This window comes from Pedobacter frigidisoli, from assembly GCF_032678525.1.
Classification (GTDB): Bacteria; Bacteroidota; Bacteroidia; order Sphingobacteriales; family Sphingobacteriaceae; genus Pedobacter; species Pedobacter frigidisoli_A.
This window is the reverse complement of the sequence record NZ_JAVTSE010000009.1, coordinates 43,154-68,934: the sequence shown is the minus strand read 5'-3', so window position 1 is coordinate 68,934 and position 25,781 is coordinate 43,154. Positions and strand designations below refer to the sequence as shown.

The window sequence follows — 25,781 nt, the reverse complement described above, 5'->3', positions numbered from 1 at the left end:
ACTAGCTTTTTAATCGATTTTTTCTGGTATCCCCCAAATTATTTTGTAAACAAAAAAGGCGATCACTGATCGCCTTTTATTTGATAACCTGTAATGTTTTATGGCTTATTTACTTAAAGAGGCCACTGCATTTTCAGCACTAAAGCTCGTTTTTGTTTTTGCTGCCGTGAATTTGTCCATTGTTAGTTTCTGGCTGGCACCCATTACCAGGTTGTGTTCGCCTGTTGATCCGCTTAAGATCAAATCAGCATTGTCTTCGATCACGGTATATAAACCTTCTGAGCGTGAGTTTAGCTCCAAAGCTGCATTTCCACTTAAGAAAACCTGAAGATATTTGGTATTTAACATTCCTTCAGTTTTCACCTTTGCATTGTCGCCAGCCTGGATTCGGAAGATATCATTTACAAATACAGTTACTTTTGCCGGAGCATTATCGGTAGAAACAATTTCCAGTGCGTCACCGTTTTGCATTACCTTAACGCGGCCGTTATTATCGTCGTTATAGCTTACACCTGTGCGTGTTCCCTGAACGATGGTTACTTCTACGTTGCCATTCACTTTAATGCGTTTGAAGTTTAACGATTTTGTTGCATGAACCGGTTTAATGGTTTCAGCTGCGCTGGTTGACAATACTGCAGAAGTAGATAATACTAATGCTAAAGATGAGGCGAATAATGTGTTGAATAGAGTTTTCATATGCTTTTAATTTTAGAATTTTTGTAATGTTTTTATTGATTGTTCTGATGATAGGACGTCGCTAAGCGTAAAACGTTGCAGCAAAAAATACTGCATTATACGAGCCTAATATACTAATCGACGAACGCCCGATATTTGAAGACCAAAAGGAGTTGAAAGGATAGGTTTCAGACAAGGCTGGCTAAGAGCGCGCTTCACTTATACTGATCAGTATGTGAGATGGGTCAAAAAAAATGCCCCATTGAGGGGCATTTCAAAATTATGTTGAGGATAAATCCTACGGGCCTTAATATTTCTTGTGAATGCTTAGGCGGCCCTCTCAAGAACTACCTTCCTGCCACCAAACGCCAAACCACTGCGATAACGGCAATAACCAATAAAGAGTGAATAATTCCTCCGGTGTAATATCCACCAAGGAAACTGATTAACCAGATGACTACTAATACTACTGCGATGATATAAAGTAAATTTCCCATAATTGCTTTCTTTTTATTCTTCTAACAGAACATGCAGGAAAATGTTTAGAGAAATATGCTTTTAAGCGAGAGTACGTTCATCGCCGCTAAGTTTCCATATGCAGGCAAGCCATACAAAAATAGTTGTGGAAATGCCCAACTCAGGATCGGCCAGTTTGAATGAAGAAACGAGTGCAACTGCAGATATTGCAGCGGCAAAAAGATAGGGGAGTAATTTTTTTATTTTCATAATCACTGTAATTAACCATCATAAATCAAAAACTTATCCATTAATCATCAAATGCAGCTGAAAATTTTAATATTATATTCGTTTGACATTTTGACTAAAAAAGTCAGGAATTCTTTGTGGGTAACTTGTGATCTGGAGCGAAAATATGTCAGTACATCCATAAAAAAAGTGACAGTTGTTCATGACTGAACTAATTATTGGTCAGGTTTTTTCCTTTTTATTCTGCATGTGTGTGTAGAATAGTTATTTTAGCGATATTCGCTGTTTAACATTGGGCTATACTTCTTCATCGAGGTATATTGCAGTGTTGATTAGCGGAATAAGTAATAGTATAAAGAGTTAATGAGTAAAAGAATATCAATCAAAGACATTGCTGAAAAGGTAGGCGCTTCAGTAACAACAGTTTCCTTTGTGGTGAACGGAAAGGCAGCGGAGAAAAACATCAGCAAGGCTTTGACAGAAAAAATCAAGAAAGTTGTTGCTGAACTTGGCTATCAGCCCAGTTCATTGGCCAGAAGTTTAAGAACCGGCAAGTCGAAAATTATCGGTTTCCTGGTAGATGATATATCGAAACCTTTCTTTTCTGAAATTGCTAAATTTATAGATGAGAAAGCTTCGGCCAGCGGCTATAAAATTATTTTTAGCAGTACAGGAAACGACCAGAGCCGGGCAGCAGAAATTCTTAAAATATTTCAGGACAGGCATGTGGATGGTTATATTATCGCGCTGGCTGAAGGTATAGAGACAGAAGTGATCAACCTGATCAATTCCGGAGCTCCTGTGGTACTTTTTGACCGCTATCTGCCTGAATTAAATGTAGACTATGTGCTTACGGATAATTTCAGCTCAACCCAAAATGCGACCAGGCATCTGCTGGACAATAAATTTGATCAGATTGGCTTTATTACCATCGATACCGATCAGCGCCAGATGCTCGATCGATTGGCAGGTTATGAAGAAATGATTGCGCCTTTCCATGAGCCCAGGGTATTGAAGGTGAAATATGAAAACTCAGCATCTTCACAACAACAGATCAAAAACTTTATTGCAGAAAATCCCGATTTAAAGGCATTACTTTTCGCGGCTAACTACCTCACCATGGATGGATTGAAGTTATCGAAAAATGAAGAGGGAAATCCGTTGAATAATAAAGCTATCCTTTCATTTGATGATTTTGAGTTACTGGAGTACGTAAGTCCATCTATAACTGCCGTTGAACAGCCTATTCAGGATATTGCTGAATATATTATTAAGCTGCTCATTAAAAAAATGAATATTCAGTCTACCGACAGGAAGCCTGAACCTCAAATGGTTAAACTAGGTACAAAACTTAACATCAGACAGTCTACAGCAGCACTTCGGAATAAATAATTCATATTTAAGATTTTAAGAACGAAGCCAGGGTTATTGCGGTCAGCATGTTGACGCAATATCCCTGGCTTTGCTTTTTCTCACCATACTGGAAACTATCGATGCCTCAAAGAGGGCCAGGTATTCCTGATCAGTTGCTCAATGTCGGTACAGGGCTGGCTCCGGATTTGGTCACACTTTGGTCGGGTACAATTGTCACAAGCCCGACCAATCCCCGACTAAAGCCCGACCGAACAGTGACGCAAGGCTAAAGGATGGCAGAAAAATATACCCCCTGAACAGGCTCTGCCTGTCTGGGAATGTTAAAATTTAATAAGCAGGTATCTTGGTAGATTAAAATTAGTGCGCAGGCCTGAAAACCATTTCCAGATGGGGGATTTCATCTTCCATAAACTCAATATCAGTTTCTTCAAAGCCCAGGCGGGCGTAAAAATCCTTTGCATAGGTTTGAGCGCCTATTCTGATGACTTCATCACCATAAATTTCCCGACTTTTATCCATCGCAGCCTGCATCAGCAGTTTTCCTGCGCCAGTTCCCCTTACCGATGAGTGGGTAATTACCCGGCCGATAGATACTTCATCGAAAGACAAGCCAGCAGGTACAAGACGTGCGTATGCTACCAGCATCTCATCTTTAAACATCATCAAATGGTGGCAATGCTGATCCTTACCATCTGCATCCTGATAGTTGCAGTTTTGTTCTACTACAAATACCTCATTTCTTAAACGTAAAATCTGATAAAGTTCATTTACGCTCAGTGCTTCGAAAGCCTTGAAAATATTCTGGTAACTCATTTAGGGTTAATTTTGTATTAAAAAAAGCCGGATGTAATAATTACATCCAGCTCCAAAGATACTTTTATTCCTGATGCGTAAAAATGTTTTTTTTGCATCAACTAATGACTTTACTTCATCACAACGGGCATGGAAGCAAGGCTTAAATTATAAAGTACTAAACTTAACACCCAAACTCCACCAGCGCGATGGCAGGGGTATAGTTCCGATTTCGAAATACCGGGTGTTGAAAATGTTTTGTGCATCTACGTAAACGGTAAACTTATCTATTGCCTGACTAATTCTGAAATCATTAATCCAGTAGGATGCACCCGACAGTCGCTGGTTTAATCTGGTGGCAAATAAAACCGATGAGCCTTTGTGTTTAAAATCAACCGTATTGGTAAGCTGGTGTTTTAAAGATGACAGCTGATATTTATAGGCCTGACCGGCCTGCATATCTTTAAACTCCGATTCCAGGTAGGAGTAGGCCAATCCGATATTAAGTCTCGAACTGCCGCCGATTTCTTCGGCATAATTGGTCCGGATGTTTATGCCTTTTGTAACCATAAGGCCCACGTTGTTCGCTTGCCATGGTTCGCTGGCGGTACTGCGAATCCAGTCGATAAACTGATCTATTCTTCTGTAAAAGAAGTTGGAATTGATGGTGAGTTTTTTCTCCAGGATTTTGAATCCTATTTCACTTTGAAAAGCATTTTCTGGCCTCACATCGGGGTTTCCGATATTTCCGGGGCGCTGGCTTAAGTAAAGGTCGGTAAAGGAAGGTAGCCGCTGACTGGTTCCGATGGCGCCCACAATTTTCAAAATATTGCTTAGTTCATAGCTTGCGTCCAATCCCGGATATACCTGCCATTTGTAAGAAGAATTGTAATTGATATAAGTACCTGCATTTACATTTAGTTTTTGCAGCAGATTGGTTTTATACTGTGCGTAAAAACCCAGGTTCTCGCGGCGGTGTTTACCAATGTTCGAGGAATTAATATCTTCATTCCTGAATTCTGTTCCAAAGGCCAGTTCACCGGTATTGGTTTTGTATGCGCTGGATACTTCGGCCGCAAAGGTATTGGTGCTATGTTTGCTCACGCCTGCATCAGGATCTATTTTTCCAAAATAGCGATAATCGTCGAAGTTGTAACGATAACTTAAACGTGAATTTAGTGACCACCGTGCAGACAAGAGGTGTGAAGATTGTATTGCTGCCAAAGTAGTTTGTACGGTTTCAAGGGCATTTTTATCGCTTGGCGCAGCGTAAAAAGCATTTGCTCCGAATTCATTTTTTGTGTAGCCAAATGATGCATTGATTTCATTCAGGCTATCTATCTGAAAGTTTCCCTGATAAAATAACCGGGTATTGTCGAATTGCGTATTGAAACGGTAGCCGTTGCTTTTATCCTGCGACCCGTAAAAAGAGTGTTGTTGCTGCTTTTTGCTGAGTACCGCCCCAAGCTGTATTCCGGCATTGTAAAAGGTTTTGCCTGTTCCTTCTGTATCTTTTTCAAAGTTGGTTCCGACATGCGTATCGACCAGAACACCTGATTTTATGGGCTTTTTAGTGATGATGTTGATGGCTCCTGTGAGGCTGTTAATGCCATAGATTCTTGCTGCCGGACCTCTCACTACTTCGATACGTTCGATGGCCTCAACGGGGATAGGCAAATTGAGCATATTGTGTGCGGTTTGCGAATCGATAATTTTAGTGCCGTTGAGCAACACAACGGTTTGCTCAAAACTTCCACCATCCACACTGATGTCGGCCTGTCCTCCGAAGGGTCCGCGCTGTCTTAAATCGATCCCGTTTGCATATTGTAGAAGCTCTTGCAATGTACGGGCCGGTAATTTCGCAATCATAGCCTGATCGATGATATAAACATTTCTGTTTTGCTTGGAAACGGGGGTTTTAAATCCATTCTCATTAATCACTACATCGTTCATATTGATTACAGTGTCGCGCTTTTGTTGTGCGTAAACACTGATGGCCCAACTCAAAATTATAATCAGGTAAATTTTTTTCATTTCGTTATTTTTTTGCAAAAGTACTACCTTGCCGTACCACTAAAGTATGCCAGTTTCAATAAAATGGATAGTCCGGTTCAAATTCCTTTTAAAAGTTTCATTCGACTTAATGCAGACGACGCTACTGCGATTTATCTACAAATCGTTTTTGGCTTCATTAAAGCCATCCAGCTGGGACAATTGCCCGAGGGCACGAAACTGCCGGGAACCAGAGTACTGTGCAAGTTATTAGCCGTTAACCGGAATACGCTGATCAAAGCCTTCGGAGATTTAGAATCGCAGGGATTTATTGAAATTCTGCCCAATAAAGGGACATTCATTCTATCGAATCAGAAACAAGCGCTACCTAAACCAGAACATTCAGGAACGCCCGGGAATGGAAATACACCTGAAACCGGTTTTATATTCACACACTCATCCATTCTGGAGAGCCCCATCGAAATCAGTGAATTACCTCTCCAGTTTAATGATGGGTGGCCCGACCAGCGCCTAATCGATCATGGGGCTGTTGCGCGGCTTTATGTTTCGAAGCTTAAAAGCCATAACAGAAAATTGCAGATGGGCTATGTTGAAACTGAAGTTCAGCTGGCACTTAAAAAGCAAGTATCAAATTACCTGAATCTTACGCGTGGATTAAGGATTTCCGGCTTACAGTTAATCCACACAAGCAATCATGCAACCAGTCTTTTTCTGGTGATGAAACTGCTGATTGTTCCGGGAGATGTTGTGGTCGTGGCTTCGCCTGGCTACTATTCGGCAAATATGACCATAACAGACAGCGGAGCAGACGTCATTTCTATACCTGTTGACGAGGAGGGGATTGATACTACCTATCTTCGAAAAATTTGTGATAACCAGAAGGTGCGGGTCGTTTACCTGAACTCAGTTTATCATTATCCAACTACTGTATCGCTGAGTGCCAAAAGGCGTATCGAAATACTGGAGCTTTCCAGCCTGTATGGTTTTGTCATCGTGGAAGATGATTATGATTTTGATTTTCATTTCGATAACAATCCCATCCTGCCTTTGGCAACTATGGATGCGGGAGCCCGGGTAATTTATATTGGTTCATTCGACAGATCGCTACCGGCTGGTTTTGGCTGTGGCTTTGTGTCCGGACCTGCTACCTTTATCTCCGAACTTGAAAAGCACCAGCGATTACTGGAGCCAAAGTTGGATACCATTAAAATGCTCGCATTAATCGATTGGATTAAGGAAGGGGACGTTTACCGGCTTTTGAAGAAAAATAAGCGTTTATACAGAATACGGAGGGATCATTTAGCTGCACTACTGAGTGATAAACTCGGTAAATATATTGATTTTACAGTGCCATCACGGGGCCTGGCGCTCTGGGTGCAGTGGGTTGATGGGGTCAATCTGATTAAGTTGCGAAACAAATGTGCGGAGCAGGGATTATTTATGCCTAAAACTATTTTATATCAATCCAGAAATATTACTGCTACCAGGCTGGGCTTTGGAAGTATGAATGCACTGGAGCTTGCTCAGGCAGTAGATATACTTGCCCGGGCATTTGAGGACCTTCAATATCAGAAATAACGGATTAACTTTATTGCATGTGTCTATAGTCCATATGTTTATGTTTTAATTGACGGAGATTTTTTTATATTTTTAGTTTAATAAACTTAATCAATATCACCATGAAAAAGATTTTTTCCACTTTTCCAGTGTTTATTATGCTGGTTTTCTTATTTGGGGCCTGTAATAATACCCCTGATCAGAAGTCTCAGGCAACAGCAAAAGAAATTTCTTCAGATGATTCGATAGAGATCGATAGTAGCGATGTATTGGAAAATAAGGTACTTAGTAAAGAGCAGCAGGCCATGCTTAAACCGGAAGATGTACTTGCTTTATTGAAAGAGGGGAATGAGGATTTTGTGGAAGACCGGCTTACGGTGAGGAATACTTCAGAGCGTGTTCGTCAGGCTGCGTTAGGGCAATACCCAAAAGCTGTTATCCTTTCCTGTATTGATTCAAGGGTGCCGGTTGAGGATGTTTTTCACCGCGGTATAGGTGATGTTTTTGTTGGCCGGGTTGCGGGAAATGTGCTCAATACCGATCAGCTGGCCAGTATGGAATATAGCTGTAAAGTATCCGGATCAAAGCTGGTTCTTGTTTTAGGACATGAACATTGTGGTGCAGTTAAATCGGCTATAGATGATGTTAAACTTGGAAACATTACCAGTTTGCTGGCAAAAATAAAGCCTGCAGTGGTTGCGGCGAAGGCTGAAGGTGACAGGACATCAAAAAATGAAGCCTATGTACATGCTGTGTGCATCGAAAACGTGAAGCAAATTACAGCACATATACGGAAGCTGAGCCCTGTGCTTGCCGAAATGGAAAAGAATAAGGAGATCATTATTAAGGGAGCAGTATATGCGATGGATTCTGGAAAAGTTACCTACCTGTAAATTACAGATCAGTCGACAATAAATGGATGAATATCTGTAGCAACGGATATTCATCCTAGATCTTTAACGTTAAGTCTACTATTTTGGTAGTTTTTAAAATTCTTTTATATATTTGGCGCATAATGATAGCGGCATTTGGAATATGGAAAACTATCGTAATTTTCTAAGCACCCTGATTGGGTTCATCAGTGTATGTGGATCTGCTCAGCAACTAAAGGCTCAGCAAATCCCGAACAGGCCTAATATTATTTTTATCCTTTCTGATGATCATGCTTATCAAACCGTTGGCGCTTTTTGGTGGTTGGTGAAAAAGCGACTCACCGTTCGTGGGAGCCTGATCTTCAGGATCTGGGTGCCTATGATAAAATTAAGTTTCCGCTACCTTCTACTTTTTATGATCGCTATGAAACCCGTTTAGCGGCAAAAGATCAGGATATGACGATTGATAAAACCATGAACCTGACCAGTGATCTGAAAGTCCATGCAAGTTTCGACAAACCCGCAGCGAATGCGCCATCGCAAAAGGAATTGAATAAGCTTTTCCAGGCAGCCAAAACACCGGAAGAAAAAGCTGCACTGCAGAAGCAATTCGGATCGAGGCAGTTTGGCAGGTTGAACGATGAACAGCGTCAAGCTTACGCAGCTTATTATGACAAGGTTACACGGGAGTTTGATTCATTGCAACTGGAGGGAAAAGCTTTGGTAGAATGGAAGTTTCAGCGGTATATGAAAGACTATCTTGCCACAGCCAATTCGCTCGACCGCAATATCGGTAAGATTCTGGATTATTTGGATGAGAGTGGATTAAGTGAAAATACGATTGTGATTTATGCTTCTGATAATGGTTTTTATATAGGAGAGCATGGCTGGTTCGACAAACGTTTCGTTTATGAAGAATCCATCCATGTACCCATGATTATTCGTTACCCGAAACTTACCAAGGCAGGTATCACCACTGATAAAATTGTGCTGAATAACGACTGGGCTCCAACCATTTTAGATGCAGCGGGTATTAAAGTGCCTGCCGATATGCAAGGTAAATCTTTACTTCCTTTGCTAAAAAATGAAAAGGCAGTTACTAACTGGAGAAAAGATGCATATTACCATTACTATGAATTTCCACAGCCTCACCATGTACATCCGCACTTTGGAATCCGCAGCGACCGTTATACCATTGCACGTTTTTATGGTGAGGTAAACAGCTGGGAGTTGTTTGACAATCAATCAGATCCAAAACAAGTCAACAATATCTACGGACAAAAAGGACAGGAGAAGTTAACGGCTGATCTGAAAGCAAGACTTAAAAAACTGATTGTCGAATTTGACGATCAGGAAGCGCTAAAGATTTTTGATCAAAAGATTTAGTGATATGCCGCAGATTCCCGGATTTAATTGATAACATTTGAGGATCTGCGGCAAAAATAACTCAGATGTAAACGGGTGCCATTTTGCGCCAGAAATAAGGGCGGTGTGCATCACTCTCCCCGGTGTGGCACTCGTTTCTGATTCCCTTTTCCCAAAGCAGCGCGCTCAGCTGATGATTTTCCGGTAAAAACGGATCTGTTTCGCCAACAGCCAGAATAATCTCCATTTGTTTAAGCTGATTGAGCAGGAGGCTGTCGTTTAGATTGGCGAGATATTGTGTGGGCATATTGAAATATACCTTCTCGTTGTGAAAACCATTAAGCAAATCCTTATAATGTCCGGGGGTATGGGTAAGGTCGTAGCGGCCGCTGATGCCTACCGTTTTATTAAACAGGGCAGGGTATTTAAGCGCCAGGTTAACCGCATGATAAGCGCCCATGCTGAAACCCGCTGTAGCCATTTCGGCATTGCTGTTTTTCTGCTGAATAAGTGGAATAACTTCTCCGAGCAGGTATTGTTCATATTGCAGGTGGCGCTCAATTCTTACCGAGGGGAAAACATCATCGTTGTAAAAACTTTCGCGGTCAATGCTGTCTACGCAGAATACCTGAATAGTCCCGCTTTCAATTTTTGGACTTAAAGCAGCTATGATTCCCCAATTTTCATAATCGTAAAAGCGGGCCATACGGGTAGGGAAAAGTAATACAGGGCTACCTCCATGACCAAAAATCAGGAGCTCCATATCGCGTTGGAGATTTTGGCTGAACCATTTATGGTATTCCCTGTTCATGTTTGCCTATTGCTTTTGAGGGAAAATTAGTGACAACTTATTACCTGCGTGTTAATAAATTGGTAATGAATTATTTAGTTTCTGCGTAATGATTTCTTTCCACAACTGATATCCGGATGGCGTAAGGTGAAGCCCGTCGTCCTCAAAAAAAGAGGGTTCGGGGTTTCCAGCCTTGTTGAGCATTTTCGTAAACACATCAATAAAGGTCCAGTTGTTTTGCAGTTTAATAATCTCGCTCTCAATCAGGTTATTGGCATACCGAAACTGATCGGCCTGATGCCAGCGGCTCAGGCTGGGTTTCAGTGAAACAAAAAAGCAGGGGATGTCTCCGAATTTTAATGTGGCCATTACCATCAGCTGTTTAAAGAAAATAAAGACTTCTTCGGGATGACGGCCATCACCCAGGTCATTGTCGCCGGCATAAAATACAAATGCCTGCGGATTGAACTCCGTGAATATGCGATCGAAAAACCACACGCAGGCCGCGAGGGTAGAACCTCCGAAACCAAAGTTTGTAACCCTGCGATCGGGAAAATCAGATTTCAGGCTGTCCCACATGCGGATGGAAGAACTGCCATAAAATATAATACCCGGATCAGCCTTATTTCCACGTTGCCTGTTTTCAAGTTGCTTAACCTCATCTTCGTACCAATACATATCCTGCTAATATAAAAATTAGCAGAGCGTAAACGGAAATTTATATGTTAAGTTTATGTTGCTGCAGTAAAAAAAAGGGGCACCCTAAACATTGGTCATCCAACCAGCCGTATCAGATGCCCCGGGAGCGTAATTAATTTATTTCTTTTTTCTTAAATCGGTAAATTCTGCCGCCTGGTTTTTTGATTTCTTTTTGAGTTTAAACTCGTCGAAAACTTCTCCCGATGCTTTGTAAGCCGTATACTTCAGGTCTTCACCATCAACAGAAATGATCTGGAATAATTGTGTATCCTCAGCAAAAACATCCATCCATTTGGGGTTTACATCAACCTTGTACATTTTTGGTCCGGCAACTGAAACCACATACATCGGTCCGCCTACCTTTCCCGATGTGCCAAAAGGAAGATTTTGTCCGCGGCTATAAGTATGGTCGTGTCCCTGTAACAGCAGGTCAACATGATATCTATCGAATAAGGGTTTAAACAGCTCCCTGAATTCTTTGTTATCACGCCCTTTTGCCGTTGAATAAATGGGATGGTGATAGGTGATCATGGTCCATCTTTGCGGATTGTTCTTCAATACCTCTTCCAGCCATTTTGCCTGTATTTTCATGGAGTTGGAATCCAGTACAATCATTTGAGAGTTGAGGGAAATGATGCGTACATTGGAATAATCGGTATAATAAACCGATTCTTTCAAGCCTTCCGGACCGTTTTGCGGCAGGGTATATTGCGCCTGCCAGTGTGGATCAAGGGTAAGTGCTTTTTGTTCGTCGCGAAAATATTCATGATTGCCTGATGAAGGAATACTGGGGATCATCCCGTTGATAAATCCGCCTCCAAAGTGCCATTCGCCCCATTCGTTGTCATTGTTAGAATGGTTGATTAAATCTCCGGCATGTACAATGAAGCGGGCATCGCCGTGGGTAGCAAATGCTTTTCTGATTACCCTCGACCATTTGGATCTGATGTCGTTCTGCGCATCACCGAGATAGATGAATGAAAAAGGCTGAACCTTTGCCGGTCCGGTTTTAAACTGGAACCATTCGCTCCAGTTTTGTCCGTCGCCCACCCGGTAGGTGTATACCTGATCGGGCTGTAACTGATCGAAGGTTACACTGTGGTAATTTGCGGCTTCGTATTCTTTGCCTTTCAGCATGGTACTGCTGGCTGTATATTCTTTTGATTCAGGTTTTTCGAGCTTTGGCGAACTGTTTTCGGCCTGGATTTGTGCAAAGCTGGTTTTAACAGTTGAATCGGTTCTCCAGGTTACCGACTGTGTGGTTGCCGGATCGCCAGACCAGGTTAAGATCATCCGGTCGGGTATTGCTGTAGCTTTGAACGACTGTGCCGCAGCATGCTGATAACTGATGCCCAGTATAGCCAGCAGGCTTATTTTTAAGATAATTCTTCTCATTTGTAGTTTAATAAAACGGGGTATATTTAAAGCCTATGTTCGCCCATGACGAGTAATATTTATGATCATTTGGCCTTCCGTCGCCATAATCAAGTATAATCTGGGCATTGTTGATGTTGCTGATACCCATAAAGATTGAAAAGTGTTTGCTGATCTTTTGCGATGCGGAGAAATCTAACTGAACCCTTCCTTTTTCCATTAAATCGTTGGCTTCAGTTTCGGCAAGCTCGGAGATAAATGTATCATAGAAATTAAGTGACAAACGACCTGAGAAACCATATTTCTCGTAAGACAGGGAAGCGTTTCCAACTTTAGGGCGCATAGATGGCAACCTTACGGTACGTTCACTCACCACACCAGGCACCTTAAACTTCGACTGGATCTGGGTGAAGTTTCCATAAACCCCGAATCCGTTTAAGAAACCAGGAAGAAAGGTAAGTTGTTGTTGCCATGCAATCTCGTATCCATATACATGGGCGTTGGCTCCATTTACCGTTTGGGTAACCTGATAGCCGTTAAAGGTACCATCAACCTTGGTATAAATACTTTCGTAAATGTAGTTTTCTATGTTTTTATAAAACACACCGCCCGAAATTAAACCAAGAGATTTAAGATAGTGTTCAAATAAAAAGTCGACGTTGGTTGAGGTAGCCTGATCCAGGTCAGGATTACCAATTTTCATTCTTTTACGGCGTGGCTCCACTTCCTGCCATGGCACTAAATCATAATAGCCCGGGCGTGATAGCGATCTTGTTACGGCTGCACGAAGGTTGGTGCGCTGACTGAGCGCATATTTTAAATTTAAACTTGGGAAAAAGCCGGCAAATGATGATGCCGTATTCACTTTGTTTGTGCTTACGTAATTTCCGGTATTATCAAAATTTACAATGTTACCATTGTAGTTAAACCCGGTGCGTTCATACCTTATACCAGTAATGATATCCAGTTTATCGAGCGTAAGTTTTCCCATACCGTAGCCGGCTGCCAGGTTTTCACTTCCGCTGTATGAATCCGGATCGGTATTCTGGCGGATGTAAGTCACGTTTTCAACGAAAAGCGATTTGTTATTCTGGTAATATTGCTCCATCAGATAACCGTCTGAAATTGCTCCCGACAGGTTATAGTTTCCGTCGAAATACTGCTCACGTTCGTAGTTACCCAGGAAATTGGAGAGGGATAAGGTTCCGCTTTTTAAGGTGTACTGGTAATAGCTGCGGGTGTGATCATCTTCTTTATATTTATAGCGTCCGCCGAACTTAATGTTTAGCTTGTTTTTCGGACTTAAATCGAAGGTGCGTTCAATATTTGCAGAGGCCTGTCCGTCTTTGTCGTGCGCAATCTGATGGCGGTTGGTATAGTAATTTGTGGTATACTTTGATGCGTCGTTTGGATTTACGTTTCCAAAATCGAATTGTGGCGCCCTTGGATTGGAAACGTCTAATGCTGCTGATAAACCGGAGTAGTTAAAATAACCATCAAAATAAAGTGGCTGATCGTATAGCCCTTCCGAATAGGTAAAATCGACGTTGGCTTTCCAGTTATTGAAATCTGTTTTATAGCCCAGGGAAAAGGTGGTTAAATCGCGGTTGTAATTTCTGGGCGTACCGCTTGAACCAATGCTTACACCTGTAACGTGTTTAAAATCAGTATAATCGCCAATGCTGTAGCTTTTTGTTCCCCTGGTTTGCAACTCATAGAATTTATTATAAGATGCCCTTAAGTAAATCTGGCTTTTTTCTGTAGGGAAGAAATCAAGTTCTGCCTGTAAGCCCAGGTTTTCCCGTCTCAGGTCAGTTCCTTCCAGTTCCAGGTTCGAGAGCAATACTTTTTCTTCACCGTTTATTTCATAGGTATCGTAATCTTTCTGCACGCGGTCTTCGCCCCTGAAACTTTTACTGTAATTGACTCCAGCCAGGTAAGCCCATTTATTATGGCGTTTGCCATAAGTTAATGAACCATCTATATTTTGCTTATCCACGAGGAAGTTATGCCCGAATGAACCTTTGAGCTGAAGTTGTTCCTGCCCTTGTTTAGGTGTTTTGGAAATGATGTTTACAGACCCAGATGTTCCATCTGCATCCATATCAGGTGTTAAGGTTTTGTTTACCTCTATGGCTTCTACCGTGGAAGATAATATACCATTCAGGTCAATTTCTCTTGAACTGGTGGAGGTTGATGGCAATCTGTTTCCGTTCAGGGTTACCGAACCCATCGACTGATCGAGTCCTCTGATGATGATGTTTCTGGGTAAACCATAACTGTAATCCATGGCTATCCCCGGAACCCGCTGCACGGCTTCACCTACCGTGGCATCAGGAAAACGCTCAATCTGCTCTTCTGAAAGTACATACTTAATGTTATCGGCATTGCGCATATTGCTGAGCGCAACAGCCTCACCACGTCTGATCCCATTGATTGTAATCCCCTTCATTTCATTGCTTAAACCAGATAGTTTAATTTCAACTGAAGTGGTTTTATTCTCTTCAATGCTGATGCTGTATTCGGTTGTATTGTATCCGATATAGGTAACAACAAGGGTAGCCTTTCCGGCAGTAACGTTGTCAATAATGAAGTAGCCATTCACATCGGTTGTAAATTTCCGGTTGGCGCCTTTTAAAATTACATTGGCATAGGGCAGGGTTTTGTCATTCTCCTTATCCTTGATGTAGCCTACAATGCTACCCGGTTTGGCAATTTTCGCTGCCACAGGTTTGTTTTTAAGGATCAGCATGCCGCTTTCTTCGATCATCATCAAATGGCTTTGCTGTAGCAATGTGGCTAAAATAGGTCGCGCCGATTGCTGATGATTATTGACTGAAACTTTCTGACTGGTATTCTCCGTATTGGTATAGATGAAATTAACGCCTGTTTTCCGCTCTATTTGTTTAAGCACATCTTTAAGAGGTATGTTACTGGCATTCAGGCTGATTTTGGTATCCAGACCGGTTTGCCCACTGGCTTCCGTTGCCTGTAAGAGATTAATAAAGAGGATAGATGTGATGATGTAAATCAGGCTTATTCGCATAATTATTTTCACAGGGCGGCTAGCCCCATTAAAATTTTTCATAAATTTGGGTGTGTTTAAATGTTCGTATTTATTCATATTTCTGATTGATCCTGGTTTGGTAGCTGGTGATCAATCTTTTTAAGGCCGTTTCCGTTTGCCGCGGGACCGGCTTTTTAGTTTTCGTTACATGTGTTTCCTCCTTTAAGATAAATAGTTTGATTGGTTTGTTTTATCTGAATGTTCATCACGGTATGAATCGTTTTTAGGATAGACTGAAGGTCTTTATTTTCGAAACGGGCGGTAAGCTTACAGTTTGAAACTTCAAGTGCCTTCAGGTTAAATGCTACATTGAATCTTCTGGATAATGAAGCGAATACCTCTTTAACAGGTGTTTGTTCAAAGGTTAACGTACCGTTTGTCCACTCATCAGCACGCTCCCTGATTGGCGTTACAGCCTGAAAGTGCTGAGAAAGGGTATCGAAAGTCAGGCGCTGGTTCCTGGTTAGCAATACAGGTTCGGTTGCCTCAACAGCATTTTTTAATACACCTACTTTACCAGATTTCACACTTACTTTGATTTCCTTCTCGTTATGATAGGCCCGGATGTTAAAGCTGGTGCCGTAAACAACCGTTTTAATTTTTCCGGATTCAACTACAAAGGGATGTTTTTCCTGATGTTGAACATCAAAAAAAGCTTCTCCCGAGAGTTTGATCAACCTGTTTTTCTGCTGGTTAAATTCCCTGCTATAGCTGATCTGGCTCCCTGCATTTAGCACCACTACGGAGCTATCGGGCAGGGTGAAAGAAATGATTTTACCTTTAGGGGTAACTACGCTAACCCAGGCCGGGGATTCTCCGGTTGTTTTTTTATTGATGGAGTAGATTCCGAATACCAGTAATGCGGCAGCACACGCGGCCGCAATTCCATATCCCCATAATGCTTTCACTTTTCTCAGGGGCTTTACCTGCTTATTTTCCTGCACAGGAACAGAAAATGTTTCCTGAGGTTGGAGCTTACCGGTCATTTCCCAGAGTATCGCTACTTCTTCGTATTTTTTTTGATGTTCGGCGCCTTCGGCTAGCCAGGCATCCAGCTCTCGTTTAGAATGGTGGCTTTCCTGGCCGGTGAGCCGTTTAATGATGTGATGCCAGATTTCGTCTTTCATTTGTAGATGGGTCTTCAGGGTTAAAGACAGATCTCGTTCAGGAAAATACGGGCTGGTCAGGTTAAGTTTCGGTTAACTAACCATTAAAAAAATGTTGGCAGTTTTCGTGGATAAATTTCATGCTTTTAGCCAGATGATCTTCAACAGTACGCGTTGAAATTTGAAGCAGCTCGGCAATTTCGGCATAGTTTAAACCTTCAATGCGATGCATTTTAAACACCAGCCGGCGCTTTTCGGGGAGTTTCTGAATCAGGTTTTGGAGGAAGAGCTGTTGCGGATGATCTTCTGTCGCAAACCCGGGAGGCTGAAGCTCATCAGAAAGCAGTGTCAATTCTTCGGTATCCAGGTAACTGACTGTTTTTTTATGCTGTCCGCCGAGATGGTTGAAAGAAGCATTTTTTACAGAGCGGAAAAGATAGGCTTTTGGATTCAATATCTCCTGGTCGGTATTCCATAGTTTAATAAAAATATCATTAACTATACTGGAAGATGCTTCGTTATCATTGAGGTAGTAGTTGGCATAGTTTTTCAATATAGAGGCCCACCTTTTATAGAGCAACTCAATTTGCCGGGACAGATCTTCCTGACTTTTTTGGGGTTCGGTTTTTATTAGCGTTTCCACCTTGTGATATTCTTTTCAAAGAATGAAAGAAAATGTTAATCAGATGTTAACTGCAGGTTATCCTATCGAAATTCTTGTTTGAAAACGCATTTTGCAGGGTGTGAAAGGCATTTTGACCCAATAGACAACCATTGAAGTTAAGAATATTATTTTTAATATTTTCTTAATACAGGCTTTATATAACGCCATTACTTTTGTGGCATAAAATATTTGGTTAGTATTTTAAAAGTTTAGGTTAGTTGATAAGAAAAGGTCGCAATGGATGTTGTGACCTTTTTATATTTAGTGTCAGTTCCGGTTCTATTCATTTCCATTTTAAGCTTCACGATTAGTTAATGATAACTGAATATAGGCAAACTAGTTTTGCCGGCAGTAAGCTAATCATGTTGAACGAAACACTCATATCTTCACTTCGTAATCACGATCATAAAGCAATGGATCAGTTATTCAACCTTTACTGGGAGTTTGTATTTGATGCTGCCTTTAAGAAAACGGGTGATGAGGAGGTTGCACAGGATATCACTCAGGAGATTTTCATCTCCCTCTGTGAAAACAGGTCTTCCCTCGATATTGCTGGTAGTTTGCAGGGATATTTATACGGGGCAGTAAAATACAGGGTCATCAATTATTTCAGGTCTCAGGCGATTAAAAACGGGCATCAGGCAGAGCTAAGCTACCTGTTAAATCAGCAGCAAATGCCCGGTACTGATGCCAGACTTATTTTAAAAGACTTAAATCACGATGTTGAGCAGGTATTGGACCGTTTACCCGAACGGATGCGCCTGGTGGTTTCCATGAGCAGAAAGCAGGATCGTTCTGTAAAAGAAATTGCGCTCGAACTTGGCGTTTCGGCGCAAACGGTAAAAAACCAGATCACCGCTGCCATGAAAATCTTGCGCGAAAATCTTTCTTATATCCTGTTTATAGCCTTCCTGCTTTCTTAACCGAAACTTAACTTATCGATAACAAGTTTGGTTAGTACCATTCTGCATTTGAACTGACATCTATTCAAATGACACCAGACGAAGCAGCCCTATTGTTGCAAAAATATTTAGACGGAAATACCAGTGAAGAAGAAACCGCTCTTGTAGAGGAGTGGTACGGAATGCTTTCTTCAAACCAGAACATTTCCCAAGAACGTAAATCAATAGTTGCTGAAAATATGCGTTCGCATATCAGGGATGCTATTCAGGTTCACTGGAGACGAAATCCTGCATTATTGTACAATATCTGGTTCAGGCTGGCTGCTATGTTGCTGGTTTTGGTATCTGTAGGATTAATCTTCCTGAACCTTCACCATTCAGCCTCATCTGAACTGACCGTTACCACGAAAGCCAACGAACGTAAAGAAGTTACCCTTCCTGATGGCTCGAAAGTAACCATGGAGGCTCTGTCTGAAATCAGCTATCCCGTTCATTTTTCTTCAGCAACAAGGGTGATGAAGCTGATGAAGGGTGATGCATTTTTTGCTATTCAGCATGATGAAAAAAGGCCATTTCGGGTTCAGCTGCAATCGAAAATGGAGATCAGGGTATTGGGAACCTCCTTCAGAATCAGGGATGTAAAACAAGACGATTTATTAAAGATCACGGTGGCCACGGGCAAGGTGGAGATTTGTAAAGATGCACTTGCGATAGATACCTTAATTAAAGGGGAAGAAATGGCTTTTCATAAAAAACTTGGCCAGGCATCAGTTTATCCCTCAAACGCACCGAACATTGTAGAACTGTCTTTCAACGGCAGCTCGCTTCAGGAAGTCATCCGGAAGCTGGAATACGTGTATAGCATCAGCATCCAGGTGAGTGATCCGAAGTTACTGAAGTTAAAATCTACTGCTCACTTCAACAGTTCGCAAACTGCAGATGAGATCCTGGAAATTCTCTGTAGCCTGCATCACCTCAAACTGAATACATCCAACAATCATAGAACATTTAAAATTCATAAATAAATGAACAGACAACCATAGTAGTATGCTAACAAATTTATTTATCCAAACAATAATCAAACAAATGAAAACAACCTCAGTCAAGAGGACAGAATCTCTCGATCACATCATGAAATACTCATGCATAACCTTTAGCATTCTCTGCATCTTCTGCAGCTCACTTTTTGCATCTGCCGGCATGGCGCAGCGGTTGGAGAAAAGCAAGATCAATATTCAAATCAACAGGGGTCGCCGGTTGATCGAAATCATCCGTCAGATAGAATCTGCATCCGGTTTGAGCTTTGTGTATAATCCGGATTTACTTCAGGAGAAAAATACTGCTGTAAGCGGTGAATTTAGAATGGAGCCGGTAAGGTCTTTACTGGATAAACTCGAATTAAGTGTAACAGAACGTGGCGAATATGTGATTCTAAACAATGTCACCTTTAACAAACCCGATCGTATTGTAAGTGGAACAGTAAAAGATTCTACAGGCCTGGCGCTCCCGGGCGTAACTGTAAAGGTTTTGGGCACGCAGGCCGGAACCATTACGGATGCCAACGGGGCTTACCGCATAGAAGTTGGTGCCGGAACGGTACTTTCTTTCTCCATGATTGGTTATACCACCAAAGAAGTAACGGTAGGAGATAACCAGAGCATTAATGTAACGCTGAGCGAGGAACGTTCGCGTTTAGCCGACCTTGTTGTTGTTGGTTACGGTACACAAAAGAAAGAAACCCTTACAGGAGCCGTAAGCATCGCTTCGCTGGATAAACTCTCTTCGCGATCGTTGAACAGTGTTGCCGAGGTTTTGGCTGGTAAAGCACCCGGGGTAATTGTAACCAATGAAGGGGGCGACCCAACATCAGCCCCACGGATCAACATCAGAGGTGGTGGTGGCATCAATGGCGAAAGTGTATTGTATGTTATCGACGGATCCATCTTTCTGGGTACACCGCAACTTAATCCGAATGATATTGAGTCTATCTCGGTATTGAAAGATGGAGCGAGTGCAATATACGGTGCCAGGGCATCGGGCGGGGTAATTTTGATTACAACCAAAAAAGGCAAAAGAGGCAAAATGCAGATCAGCTTTGATGCAAAAGTTGGTCAGCAGAGTGCCTGGCGCAAGCTGGAACCTCTAAATGCCACACAACGTGCGCAGGTGGCGGCAACGGCTGCTAAAAATGGCGGAACAGCTATACTTCCGGCATTTGATCCTGCTAAATATCCTGATGGACAGGTAACCAGAACCAACTGGATGGACGAAGTGTTCAGGGACGCATTGTTGCAGGATTATAGTGCTGCCATCAATGGCGGAAATGAGAAGTCGAACTTTTACATGAGCTTCAACTACCGAGATGCGGAAGGCATTGTGCTGAATACCCAAACCAAACGCTATAACTTCCGGATCAATTCGGAGCACGAACTTGCCTCATGGCTGAAAGTGGGTGAAAACCTTTCTTACAGCAGTACAAACGGCAACGGAGCAAATACAAGCAGCGATTATACAGGAGCACTGCTATCAGCAATTTATTATCCTACCAATGGTACCCCTTACAATGCGGATGGAAGCTTTGCCGGATTGCCAGGCGGACAGTATGCCGGTGACTATGGCGATATTGTGAATCCTGTTGCTGAATTACAGCGTATCGACATCAATAACCCGGTAAATGTATTGATGGTAAACCCTTATGCAACCCTTCAGCTGGCAAAAGGATTAAGCTTCAGGTCGAACCTGAGTATCACCAAAACCTTTTCCCAGTATAAAAGCTTTACACCAAAACGCCCGGAAGTGGGTAAGCCTGTGCTCAGCAACAGCCTTTCAGAAAGTTCAGGCCAGTCTAACGATTTCTTAACCGAACAGGTATTAAATTATAAAACTGATCTTGCTGCACATCATCTTGATTTCACGGCGGGATATTCGTTCCAGAAAACAAAAAGCAGCAGCTTATCGGCAAGCGGATCAGGATTTGATAATGAATCGGCACAATACAGATATCTGGTGAATGCAACTGTCATTCAGCCATCTTACAGTGCTTTTGAGGCCACATCTTTACTTTCCTTATTTGCCAGAGCCAATTATAATTACAAGGAAAAATACCTGATATCCTTGATTGGACGCCGGGATGGTTCATCATTGTTGCCAAAAGAAAACAGGTTTAGGAACTACGGATCGATATCCGCAGGCTGGGCCGTAAGCAAAGAAAATTTCCTGCAATCTGCTACCTGGTTATCTGAATTAAAACTAAGGGCCAGTTACGGCTTGCTGGGTAATCTGGCTGGATTGTCACCATCGGCGGTAAATCCCCTATTAAGCAGTACACAAGCTTATTTCGGACAAACGCCAACTTTGCAAAATGGTTACATCCAGACTATTCTGGCCAATAAAAACCAGGAGTGGGCACAGAGTAAACAAACCAATATCGGTATCGACGTGACGGTTTTCAACAGGTTAAGTCTGGTAGCAGATTATTTCGTGAAGGATATTGACAAGATGATTTTAACGCGGACGCTTCCGGGAACTGCAGGTTTGAATACGCAAACCATCAATGCAGGTTTATCGAGAGACAAAGGCTTTGAGCTCGGTTTAACCTACAACAGCAATAAAAACGCTGCGTTCAATTACTCTGTTAATGCTACTCTAACTAAAGTGAACAACAAGCTGGTTGAACTGACATCTGGTTTAGAAACCATCGCGCTTTCCACTACTTTCAGAAACGAACTGACGCCGTTAATGCATAAAGTCGGCCAGCCGTTGTATAGCTACTATGTATTGAAAACCGACGGTATATTTCAGAGCCAGGCTGAAGCAGATAATTACAAAGGTGCAAACGGACAAAAGATTCAGCCTAATGCTAAGGCGGGTGATTTTAAGTTCGTAGATATGAACGGTGACGGATCTATTGATGGAAAAGACCGTTATTTTGCAGGAAGTGCTTACCCTGATTTCTCATATGGATTAAGCTTTAACGCAAACTATAAAAACTTCGATTTCAACATTATGGCCCAGGGTGTACAGGGCAATAAATTGTTCAATGCGGTAAAAAGGACAACTTATAGTGCAAGTGGTCCATCTTACAACAAGCTGGTGGGTATTTTAGACGCCTGGAGCCCGGAGAATCCAAACGGTAAAGTTCCAATTATTTCTACCAGCGATGCCAATGGAAACTTCAATGCCTCAGATTTTTACATTGAGGACGGTTCTTACCTGCGTATCCGCAACGTAACGCTGGGTTACAGCTTACCCAAATCATTAACCAGTAAAATCAGAACCGGTGCGGTGAGGATATACGCTACGGCGAACAACCTGTTTACCATTACCGATTATTCGGGCTTCGATCCGGAGATTGGTCTTTCAAACAACGGGCTTGATGTGGGCAAATATCCGCAAGCCAGAAGTTTCATACTTGGTTTAAGTGTTAACCTTTAATCGATTCAAAACAAATGAAAACATCTTTAAAATATATAGCAGTACTGGCGGTAACCGTATTCACGGCTTGTACAAAACAACTTGATATTGCACCTGAAGGTGCCCCATCGGCACAGAATTTCTGGAAAACAAAAGAAGACGCGATCAAGGCAGAGGCGGGTATGTATGAAAATTACAATGCCGAAGATTTCTACGGGCGTGGGATGTTCTGGTTTATCAATGCGAGTGACGATATGGTTACCGGCCGGAACAAACCTGAGGGCGATAACATTAAGAATTTTAACCGCAGCTACATAGGTGGCGGATATACTGAGACGCAATGGAGCATGCGTTATGCCATTATTAAACGGGCAAATGATATTATCATCAATGTTCCTGCCATTAATATGGACGAAAGTTTAAAGAAGCAGATTATTGGCGATGCTTATTTCAATGCGGGGCTGGTTTATTTTCAGCTTGCAGCGAATTATGGCAATGATAAGGCCGGTGTACCCATTGTTACCCCTGAAGCTGACCCGGCTATACCGGTTGGGCGTGCTAAAAATGTGAACGAAAACTACGATTATATCATTTCCTTATTGCTTAAGGCAGCCGATAATCTTCCTTTGTTCACTACCATGAAAGCAACAGATTATGGTAAGGCGCACAAAACTGCAGCATGGGCCTATCTTTCTAAAGTTTATCTTTATAAGAAAGACTATGCAAATGCAGCAAAATATGCAGATATGGTGATTAACTCCGGTCAGCATGATTTAATTACCACTAGTTTTGCCGATGTTTTCAAGGCCTCAAATAACTGGTCTAAAGAATACATCTGGTCGGTAGTATGTACACCTAACGGTGGTGGTACCGGTTGGGGAAGTAAATTGCCGGGTGTTATGCTAACGAATAAAGCCTGGGGCATTTATAATGGCTGGGGTTATTATTTGCCAACCAAAGAGCTTTATGATTCCTATGAGGCAGGCGACCAGCGTCGTGAGGCCACCATATTAAAACCAGGCGATAAATTTAGGTTTTTCGGTGCGGAGCGTAGTTTTACCAAAGATGCCGGAGCCACTTCAAATTATCAGTTTAAGAAATATATGGAGCCTTTTACCTATGCAAATCCGATTCCGACACACGTTAATCCTAACGGAGACAATGGCACTACCGATTTAAATGTACCGTTGATGCGCTATGCGGAAGTACTTTTGATCAAGGCAGAGGCCGCTATCAATGTAAGTGGTGCAGGCGCTGGAGATGCTGAGTTAAATAAAATCAGGCTGAGAGCAGGTTTGCAAGCTAAAACAGGAATGACGCTGGCGGATTTAAAACGCGAACGTAGAAATGAGCTGGCAGGTGAGTGGGCCGATCGCCACCGTGATTTAGTGAGATGGGGTGACGCACAAGCGGTTTATGCACAGCCGTTACATGATTTCGATGGTGCAGTAATCTGGCCTGCAAGGGCTTTCAATCCTCAGGTACATGATGTTTGGGCAGTTCCGCAAAGGGAAATAGATAACAGTTCGGGCTTAATTAAACAAAACGCAGGATGGTAAGGACTAAAAAACTTCTTTGTCTCTTATTATTCGGTTTTGGCATACATTCAGTTTCTGCGCAGCAGAAACTGAATGTAATTAACGGACATAGCCACAACGATTACAAGCAGCAAATCCCGTTGCTTGGTGCTTATTATGCGGGGATGGGATCTATAGAAGCAGACGTTTTTTACCGTAAAGGTGAATTGTATGTGGCGCACGACAGTACTGAAATCAGACCGGGGAAAACACTGAAGAAATTATACATAGACCCCCTGGTGGCTTTTTTTAAGGAAAATGGCCAGCATCCTTATCCGGATGCCAGTTTAAAATTACAACTGGTGGTGGATATCAAAGAAGATTATGAACATGTGATCCCGAAGTTACTGGCAGATTTGAAAGGTAACGAATCCGTTTTCGATGCCGCGTTAAACCCTTCTGACATACGGATTGTATTGAGTGGAAATGTGCCGCCGGCAGAAAAGTTCAGAGATTACCCGCAACTGATTAGTTTCGACGGCAGGCCGGCAATAAATTATAATGCTGAACAACTTAAACGCGTGGCGATGATCAGCGACGATATTGCGCATTATTCGGTATGGAACGGAAAGGGAACACCAACACCAGGCGACCTCCAAAAAATGAGGTCAGTGATTTCAAAAGTTCATGCTTTGGGTAAGCCTTTCCGTTTCTGGGGGACTAAAGATAACCCCAATAGCTGGAAAGAGCTGGAGCATATGGGCGTAGACTGGATTGGCACAGATCATCCCGCGTTGCTGAAAGATTTTTATCAGAACAGAACGAAGCTGGATTATAGCAATCCAAAAGGACATATTCCCTATCAGCCCACCTATAAAAGTGATGGAATTGATAAAAAGGTGAAGAACGTGATTTTGCTGATTGGCGATGGAATGGGGCTGGCGCAAATCCAGGCTGGGCTGAGTGCTAACTTTGGGCAGTTGAATATGATTCAGATGAAGCGCATTGGTTTTTCACGTACCGAAGCTTCGAACTCTGACTTTACAGATTCTGCTGCTGGCGCTACAGCAATGGCCACCGGCAGTAAAACCAATAACCGCTACATTAGTATGGATCCGGCAGGTAAACCGCTTCAGGCCATCCCGGATCTGCTAGCTCCGTATGGCGTGAAGAGCGGGATTATCAGCAGTGGCGACATTACCGATGCTACACCAGCGGCATTTTATGCACATCAGACTGAGCGGTCGATGAGCAAGGAAATTGCCGCCGACTTTATAAACGGGCATGTTGATGTACTGGTAGGCTCCAGGCGCAGCAGCTTTTCTGACAATCCGGATCAGCAACTCATCGCAAAGCTGAACGGGAAAGGTTATGTGTATCAAAAGGACTTAAAAAGCTTTGTGGCATCCGATGCTGGTAAGCAGGTGGTGCTATTGGATGATTCGGTGACGAGAAGGGTACTGGATGGCAGGGGAGAGATGCTCAAAACATCCCTTTTGAAAACAATTGATTTACTTTCTAAAAATAAGAATGGCTTTTTTATTATGGCAGAAGGCGCACAAATCGACCATGGGGGACACGCAAATGATCTTCCCTTTGCCGTAACGGAGCAGCATGATTTCGACCGCCTGGTTGGCGAGGCCTTGAGGTTTGCAGATGAAAATGGAGAAACGTTGGTTATCGTAACGGCTGATCATGAAACCGGTGGCTTGTCGCTTTTGGATGCATCCTACAAAAAAGGAACAGTACGCGGGAATTTCAGTACAGATGACCACACTAATATCATGGTTCCCGTATTTGCATATGGACCAGGTTCGGATGCCTTTATCGGCGTTTATCCGAATACACATATTTTTAAAAAAATAATCCGTGCATACGGACTGAAGTAATTGTTTG

At 42.4% G+C, this 25,781-nt stretch carries 21 protein-coding genes; 10 read left to right on the top strand and 11 right to left on the bottom strand.

Annotated elements, in window-relative coordinates; genetic code table 11:
- Positions 1 to 105 precede the first annotated feature (105 nt).
- The 3 genes from R2Q80_RS19850 to R2Q80_RS19840 all read right to left on the bottom strand — a co-directional run bounded on the left by R2Q80_RS19850 (position 106) and on the right by R2Q80_RS19840 (position 1,401).
- The gene (locus tag R2Q80_RS19850) at positions 106 to 696 is read right to left on the bottom strand and encodes a GIN domain-containing protein (protein WP_316801280.1); all 591 of its coding nucleotides are present in this window, start codon (positions 694 to 696) and stop codon (positions 106 to 108) included.
- Positions 697 to 1,022: 326 nt separating this feature from the next.
- The gene (locus tag R2Q80_RS19845; RefSeq protein WP_316801279.1) at positions 1,023 to 1,172 is read right to left on the bottom strand and encodes a lmo0937 family membrane protein; all 150 of its coding nucleotides are present in this window, start codon (positions 1,170 to 1,172) and stop codon (positions 1,023 to 1,025) included.
- 61 nt (positions 1,173 to 1,233) lie between these two features.
- Entirely contained in the window at positions 1,234 to 1,401 is a 168-nt protein-coding gene (locus R2Q80_RS19840) for a hypothetical protein (protein WP_316801278.1), read from the bottom strand.
- Between the two features lie 342 nt (positions 1,402 to 1,743).
- Here R2Q80_RS19840 and R2Q80_RS19835 point away from each other — a divergent pair, with 342 nt between their 5' ends.
- The gene (locus tag R2Q80_RS19835) at positions 1,744 to 2,772 is read left to right on the top strand and encodes a LacI family DNA-binding transcriptional regulator (RefSeq protein ID WP_316801277.1); all 1,029 of its coding nucleotides are present in this window, start codon (positions 1,744 to 1,746) and stop codon (positions 2,770 to 2,772) included.
- A 47-nt stretch (positions 2,773 to 2,819) separates the two neighbouring features.
- Positions 2,820 to 3,023, top strand: a complete 204-nt coding sequence (locus R2Q80_RS19830; protein ID WP_316801276.1) for a hypothetical protein — start codon at positions 2,820 to 2,822, stop codon at positions 3,021 to 3,023.
- A gap of 88 nt (positions 3,024 to 3,111) precedes the next feature.
- Here the strand turns inward: R2Q80_RS19830 and R2Q80_RS19825 are convergent, their stop codons facing one another.
- Both R2Q80_RS19825 and R2Q80_RS19820 read right to left on the bottom strand, forming a co-directional pair.
- Positions 3,112 to 3,567 carry a GNAT family N-acetyltransferase gene (locus R2Q80_RS19825; protein ID WP_316801275.1) on the bottom strand — a complete coding sequence of 152 codons (456 nt, stop codon included), beginning with the start codon at positions 3,565 to 3,567 and terminating at the stop codon, positions 3,112 to 3,114.
- 147 nt (positions 3,568 to 3,714) lie between these two features.
- The gene (locus R2Q80_RS19820; protein WP_316801274.1) at positions 3,715 to 5,580 is read right to left on the bottom strand and encodes a TonB-dependent receptor plug domain-containing protein; all 1,866 of its coding nucleotides are present in this window, start codon (positions 5,578 to 5,580) and stop codon (positions 3,715 to 3,717) included.
- Between the two features lie 12 nt (positions 5,581 to 5,592).
- Between R2Q80_RS19820 and R2Q80_RS19815 the strand changes: the two genes are divergently transcribed.
- The 3 genes from R2Q80_RS19815 to R2Q80_RS19805 all read left to right on the top strand — a co-directional run bounded on the left by R2Q80_RS19815 (position 5,593) and on the right by R2Q80_RS19805 (position 9,374).
- Positions 5,593 to 7,137 carry a PLP-dependent aminotransferase family protein gene (locus tag R2Q80_RS19815; RefSeq protein WP_316801273.1) on the top strand — a complete coding sequence of 515 codons (1,545 nt, stop codon included), beginning with the start codon at positions 5,593 to 5,595 and terminating at the stop codon, positions 7,135 to 7,137.
- 101 nt (positions 7,138 to 7,238) lie between these two features.
- Positions 7,239 to 8,009, top strand: a complete 771-nt coding sequence (locus tag R2Q80_RS19810; RefSeq protein ID WP_316801272.1) for a carbonic anhydrase family protein — start codon at positions 7,239 to 7,241, stop codon at positions 8,007 to 8,009.
- Between the two features lie 297 nt (positions 8,010 to 8,306).
- Entirely contained in the window at positions 8,307 to 9,374 is a 1,068-nt protein-coding gene (locus R2Q80_RS19805) for a sulfatase/phosphatase domain-containing protein (protein WP_316801377.1), read from the top strand.
- A gap of 61 nt (positions 9,375 to 9,435) precedes the next feature.
- On the opposite strand, the gene R2Q80_RS19800 is transcribed toward R2Q80_RS19805, so the two are convergent.
- From R2Q80_RS19800 to R2Q80_RS19775, 6 genes are all read right to left on the bottom strand, one after another.
- Positions 9,436 to 10,164 (bottom strand): esterase family protein, encoded by a 729-nt coding sequence (locus R2Q80_RS19800; protein WP_316801271.1) that lies wholly within the window; start codon positions 10,162 to 10,164, stop codon positions 9,436 to 9,438.
- A gap of 51 nt (positions 10,165 to 10,215) precedes the next feature.
- Positions 10,216 to 10,821 (bottom strand): GDSL-type esterase/lipase family protein, encoded by a 606-nt coding sequence (locus R2Q80_RS19795; RefSeq protein ID WP_316801270.1) that lies wholly within the window; start codon positions 10,819 to 10,821, stop codon positions 10,216 to 10,218.
- Between the two features lie 138 nt (positions 10,822 to 10,959).
- The gene (locus R2Q80_RS19790; RefSeq protein ID WP_316801269.1) at positions 10,960 to 12,237 is read right to left on the bottom strand and encodes a metallophosphoesterase family protein; all 1,278 of its coding nucleotides are present in this window, start codon (positions 12,235 to 12,237) and stop codon (positions 10,960 to 10,962) included.
- Between the two features lie 7 nt (positions 12,238 to 12,244).
- Positions 12,245 to 15,304 (bottom strand): TonB-dependent receptor, encoded by a 3,060-nt coding sequence (locus R2Q80_RS19785; protein WP_316801268.1) that lies wholly within the window; start codon positions 15,302 to 15,304, stop codon positions 12,245 to 12,247.
- A 113-nt stretch (positions 15,305 to 15,417) separates the two neighbouring features.
- Entirely contained in the window at positions 15,418 to 16,410 is a 993-nt protein-coding gene (locus R2Q80_RS19780; RefSeq protein WP_316801267.1) for a FecR family protein, read from the bottom strand.
- Between the two features lie 76 nt (positions 16,411 to 16,486).
- Entirely contained in the window at positions 16,487 to 17,032 is a 546-nt protein-coding gene (locus R2Q80_RS19775; protein ID WP_316801266.1) for a sigma-70 family RNA polymerase sigma factor, read from the bottom strand.
- 383 nt (positions 17,033 to 17,415) lie between these two features.
- Between R2Q80_RS19775 and R2Q80_RS19770 the strand changes: the two genes are divergently transcribed.
- The 5 genes from R2Q80_RS19770 to R2Q80_RS19750 all read left to right on the top strand — a co-directional run bounded on the left by R2Q80_RS19770 (position 17,416) and on the right by R2Q80_RS19750 (position 25,774).
- Complete coding sequence (locus tag R2Q80_RS19770; protein WP_316801265.1) at positions 17,416 to 17,976, top strand: RNA polymerase sigma-70 factor; 561 nt, start codon at positions 17,416 to 17,418, stop codon at positions 17,974 to 17,976.
- A gap of 68 nt (positions 17,977 to 18,044) precedes the next feature.
- The gene (locus R2Q80_RS19765) at positions 18,045 to 18,980 is read left to right on the top strand and encodes a FecR family protein (protein ID WP_316801264.1); all 936 of its coding nucleotides are present in this window, start codon (positions 18,045 to 18,047) and stop codon (positions 18,978 to 18,980) included.
- 61 nt (positions 18,981 to 19,041) lie between these two features.
- Positions 19,042 to 22,389, top strand: a complete 3,348-nt coding sequence (locus R2Q80_RS19760; RefSeq protein WP_316801263.1) for a TonB-dependent receptor — start codon at positions 19,042 to 19,044, stop codon at positions 22,387 to 22,389.
- Positions 22,390 to 22,403: 14 nt separating this feature from the next.
- Complete coding sequence (locus R2Q80_RS19755) at positions 22,404 to 23,927, top strand: RagB/SusD family nutrient uptake outer membrane protein (RefSeq protein WP_316801262.1); 1,524 nt, start codon at positions 22,404 to 22,406, stop codon at positions 23,925 to 23,927.
- Entirely contained in the window at positions 23,921 to 25,774 is a 1,854-nt protein-coding gene (locus R2Q80_RS19750) for an alkaline phosphatase (protein ID WP_316801261.1), read from the top strand. The genes R2Q80_RS19755 and R2Q80_RS19750 overlap by 7 nt, the downstream gene beginning before the upstream one ends.
- The last annotated feature ends 7 nt before the right edge of the window (positions 25,775 to 25,781 follow it).